This is a genomic window from Microcystis sp. M109S1 (assembly GCF_020247025.1).
Taxonomy (GTDB): domain Bacteria; phylum Cyanobacteriota; class Cyanobacteriia; order Cyanobacteriales; family Microcystaceae; genus Microcystis.
Window position 1 is genome coordinate 1 of sequence record NZ_JADBRW010000067.1, and the last position, 3,860, is coordinate 3,860.

Genomic DNA, 3,860 nt, shown 5'->3' on the forward strand with positions numbered 1-3,860 from the left:
AAATTGTCTGCTCAATTTTTTGATAATTGACCACTGTTACATTTGGTAAATCGAGGAGTTGCTCAAAATTTATCCACATAACCCACCTCCTGTTCTGTGTTACTATTATACCATGCTCACACAGAACCTAGAAGAGCCACAGAAGGGGGAAAAGGTCAAGAACTTCACCTCAACAAGTTTCGACTGTGACGCTCGAATCTTCCGCTTTGTCGAGAAAGATGGGACGATTACCGTTAGTACCACGGGGAAAAGAGCGACTCCCCCGCTAACCCTACGGGTGTAACGGGGGCATCCTGCCGACATTCAAGGTGACAAGGGCAATTCTTGTCGGAGGGCAGATAAAAGTTTATGCGGATGGCGAGACTCGAACTCGCAAGGCGTAAGCCACACGCCCCTCAAACGTGCGTGTCTACCAGTTCCACCACATCCGCTTGATTTTAGCCTAACCACTATAGCACAGAAAAAAAATAATCTGCAAGCAACTTTTAAAAATTACTGCCGCACAACTTTCGCACCACCTGAGTTAGTACGGATAAACCTTTTAGGGAACCTTGAATCAAATGGAAGGCCGGGATGGGACGGATTAACATTTGTCGAGCTAGGGGCAATGGTAGCAGCTGACCTTGATTATCAATTGCCGGGGCTAAATCGGGTAAATCCTGCGTCACCTCGTCGCTAATCACGCGCACAATTGCCACTTTTTGCCCCGATAAAGCCGCTAAAATCCTTGCTCCTTCCATATCGACCACCTCATAGCCCCCCTGTCCTAAACGTCGTTTTTCCTCGGACTGGCTAATCAGGCGATCGCTGGTTAAACCTTTAACGAGGCTATATCCGGTTAATTGGGCGATTTCTGCGGTTATTTCTGGTTCGCACTGCCAATAATTCCCCTTTTCTAGGCCACAACCTTGATAGATTACCCCATCTCCGGCTCGATAGCGATCGCTGAGACTGCCCGCTAATCCCATCAGCACAATTTTTCCTTTGAGCTTATTAAGAAATTCTAGAGATAGCTTAGAGACTGGGGAACTGTCGAGGAATTCTGGAGCGCCAAGGTTAATCGGGATAATTTGCGGGGCTAAATCGCCGATGTTTCTTAATCCTCGACGGATTGAGCTATGCTCGGCCCCCCGGGGAACGAGAATAATATCTTCAGGTGTGAGCATGAAATTTTTGAGAAAGTTTCCTAATTAGTCCCTTGAGATGTTATAAACAATAATAGTGAACTAATTAGGAATAATTCTTAAGTAAATAGCCCCGCCACTGACTGGGCGATTGTCTTTCCCACCATGAAAAAGTCTGTCATTCTGCGTTTATCCGAGGTTAACAAGCGTTTTCCCGCTTCTACTACTCTAGCTGTCGATAATATCAGTTTTAGTTTAACAGAGGGCGAAATTCTCGGATTATTGGGTCCGTCGGGCTGCGGTAAAACCACTCTACTCCGGATGATTGCGGGATTTGAAAAACCATCTCAAGGAGTGATTGAATTGGGAGGGCGAATAGTTGCCGACGAAAAAACCTTTATTCCTCCGGAAAAACGCAATACGGGCATGGTTTTTCAGGATTACGCTCTTTTTCCCCATTTAACCATTGCTGAAAATATCGCCTTCGGGTTAAAAAATTCTGGGGAGAAATTATCGACCAAAGCTATTAACGCTAGGGTGGCGGAAACTTTGGATTTAGTCGGACTGCAAGGACTAGAAAAACGTTATCCCCATCAGCTATCGGGAGGACAACAGCAAAGAGTCGCCCTCGCCCGCGCTTTAGCCCCAAAACCCTCTTTAATCCTCTTAGATGAACCTTTAAGTAATCTCGATGTGCAGGTACGGCAACGGTTACGGCACGAGATCCGTCATATCCTGAAAGCGACCGGTATCTCGGCCATTTTTGTCACCCACGACCGGGAGGAGGCAATGGTGATCAGTGACACAATTGCCGTCATTTGTCAAGGAAAATTAGAACAAATTAACAATCCCGAAGCAATTTATAGTCATCCGGCCTCGCGATTTGTGGCCGAGTTTGTCACCCAAGCGAATTTTATCCCCGCTAGACGGGAGGGGGAACAATGGCAAACCGAGATAGGAGTCTGGGAAATTGCCGATGGTCAAGATTTGGACAAAGGGGAATTGATGCTGAGAGAGGAAGATGTCAAAATTAAACCGGATGAGACGGGAGCTCTGGTTATTTGCGATCGCCAATTTTTAGGACGGGAATACCGTTATTGTCTGCTAACGGCCACCGGCAGCCAAATCCACGCTAGAACAACGATTAACACCCAATTAGACATCGGTACAAAGGTAAAACTATCGATTATTCCCGATAGCGTCCGTGTATTTGCCGATTGATAACTGATACTAAGCTAAACGGCGCTTAACCTGCATGATCCAATAGCTATAACCCTTTTGGAGTCTATATCGGTGATCCGAAGTAAAAGCCGTTTAGCTTAAATCCTGTTTAAGGGGTGTGGGGTGTAGGGTGTGGGGTGTGGGGAGATTTTTTTCAGTAAAAAGGCAGCTCCGAGCTTATCGCTTAATACTATTGACTGAAAACTCACATCTGATAACTGATAACTGATAACTGATAACTGATGCAAGGCTGATGGCTAATATTGATATCGATCGCGATTTAGGACTAGGGTGGCATTTTTAGCGACAAAATCAATAATTTTTTTAGCCACATCAACACCGGTGGCCGCTTCTATTCCTTCCAAACCGGGAGAGGAATTCACCTCGATAACCACAGGCCCGTGATTGGACCGTAATAAGTCCACACCCGCAACCCGTAAACCCATAGCTTTAGTGGCCCGTATGGCCGTACTGCGTTCCTCCGGGGTTAATTTTACCTTTTCTGCCTTACCACCGCGGTGAAGATTAGAACGAAAATCCCCTTCGGCCCCCTGTCGCTTCATCGAGGCCACCACTTTTCCATCGATGACAAAACAGCGCAGATCTGCCCCACTGGCCTCTTTAATATATTCCTGTACTAGAATATTAGCTTCTAATTGCCGAAAAGCTTCAATAACTGACTTGGCTGCTTGATCGGTTTCCGCTAAGACTACCCCAATACCTTGGGTTCCTTCTAATAATTTAATCACTAGAGGGGTGCCGCCGACGGTTTCGATTAAACCATCGATATCTTGGGTTGCGTGAGCAATTCCCGTCACCGGTAGGCCTATCCCTTCCCGAGCGAGGATTTGCAGACAACGCAATTTATCCCGCGACCGAGAAATTGCTTGCGAGTCGTTGGTGGTAAAAACATTCATCACCTCGAATTGTCGGACGACTGCGGTTCCATAGAAGGTTTTTGAGGCGGCAATGCGGGGAATAATTGCGTCGAAACTCTCCAAGGGTTTACCGTTATAGACAACCGTGGGTTTATGGGAGGTGATGTTCATGTAACAGCGCAAATAATTGATCACTCGTACCTCATGGCCTTGGGCTTCTCCCGCTTCTTTCAGTCGCTTGGTCGAGTAAAGAGAAGCGTCTTGCGATAAAATAGCGATTTTCATAAATTTTAGCTTAAATATTGCTTTTAAAACTGAATAGCTCGTTATTACCCCATATTGGCTTTTTTGGCCGGCAACTCATAAAATTTCTGCTCTCGATCGAAGTCCATCGATTATTATGGCGCTGACAGTTCCCCCTGAACAGTTAGGTTAATTGACATACTCCCACCGTCAAGCTACGCTGTGACGGGGGATTCTTGACCCATCGCTGTTAGAAATTCCTTGTTCAACGAGACAGCTTAGATTCTCAATGTCTCCATTAAGAATCCAGAGGCCGGACTCTCCCAAGGCGTTTGGGTCGGTTTCTGTTTGCCCAACAGTACCGTTGAGATGATTTCCCAAATATTTCAACCCT

Annotated in this window: 4 protein-coding genes, 1 tRNA gene and 1 pseudogene; 2 read left to right on the forward strand and 4 right to left on the reverse strand. The window is 46.2% G+C overall.

Features of this window, described 5'->3' with window-relative positions; all coding sequences use genetic code 11:
• Positions 1 to 112: 112 nt before the first annotated feature.
• The gene (locus IM322_RS03005) at positions 113 to 283 is read left to right on the forward strand and encodes a hypothetical protein (RefSeq protein WP_287675476.1); all 171 of its coding nucleotides are present in this window, start codon (positions 113 to 115) and stop codon (positions 281 to 283) included.
• A 66-nt stretch (positions 284 to 349) separates the two neighbouring features.
• Here the strand turns inward: IM322_RS03005 and IM322_RS03010 are convergent.
• A tRNA-Leu gene (locus tag IM322_RS03010) sits at positions 350 to 431 on the reverse strand.
• A gap of 54 nt (positions 432 to 485) precedes the next feature.
• On the reverse strand, positions 486 to 1,166 hold the full coding sequence (locus IM322_RS03015; protein WP_287675477.1) for a nucleoside phosphorylase-I family protein: 681 nt from the start codon (positions 1,164 to 1,166) through the stop codon (positions 486 to 488).
• A gap of 123 nt (positions 1,167 to 1,289) precedes the next feature.
• On the opposite strand from IM322_RS03015, the gene IM322_RS03020 reads away from it, so the two are divergent.
• Positions 1,290 to 2,345 (forward strand): ABC transporter ATP-binding protein, encoded by a 1,056-nt coding sequence (locus tag IM322_RS03020; RefSeq protein ID WP_287675478.1) that lies wholly within the window; start codon positions 1,290 to 1,292, stop codon positions 2,343 to 2,345.
• Positions 2,346 to 2,602: 257 nt separating this feature from the next.
• On the opposite strand, the gene rimK is transcribed toward IM322_RS03020, so the two are convergent.
• On the reverse strand, positions 2,603 to 3,508 hold the full coding sequence (gene rimK, locus IM322_RS03025; protein WP_079209440.1) for a 30S ribosomal protein S6--L-glutamate ligase: 906 nt from the start codon (positions 3,506 to 3,508) through the stop codon (positions 2,603 to 2,605).
• 168 nt (positions 3,509 to 3,676) lie between these two features.
• A pseudogene (locus IM322_RS03030) lies at positions 3,677 to 3,860 on the reverse strand (RNA-guided endonuclease TnpB family protein); the annotation flags it as partial.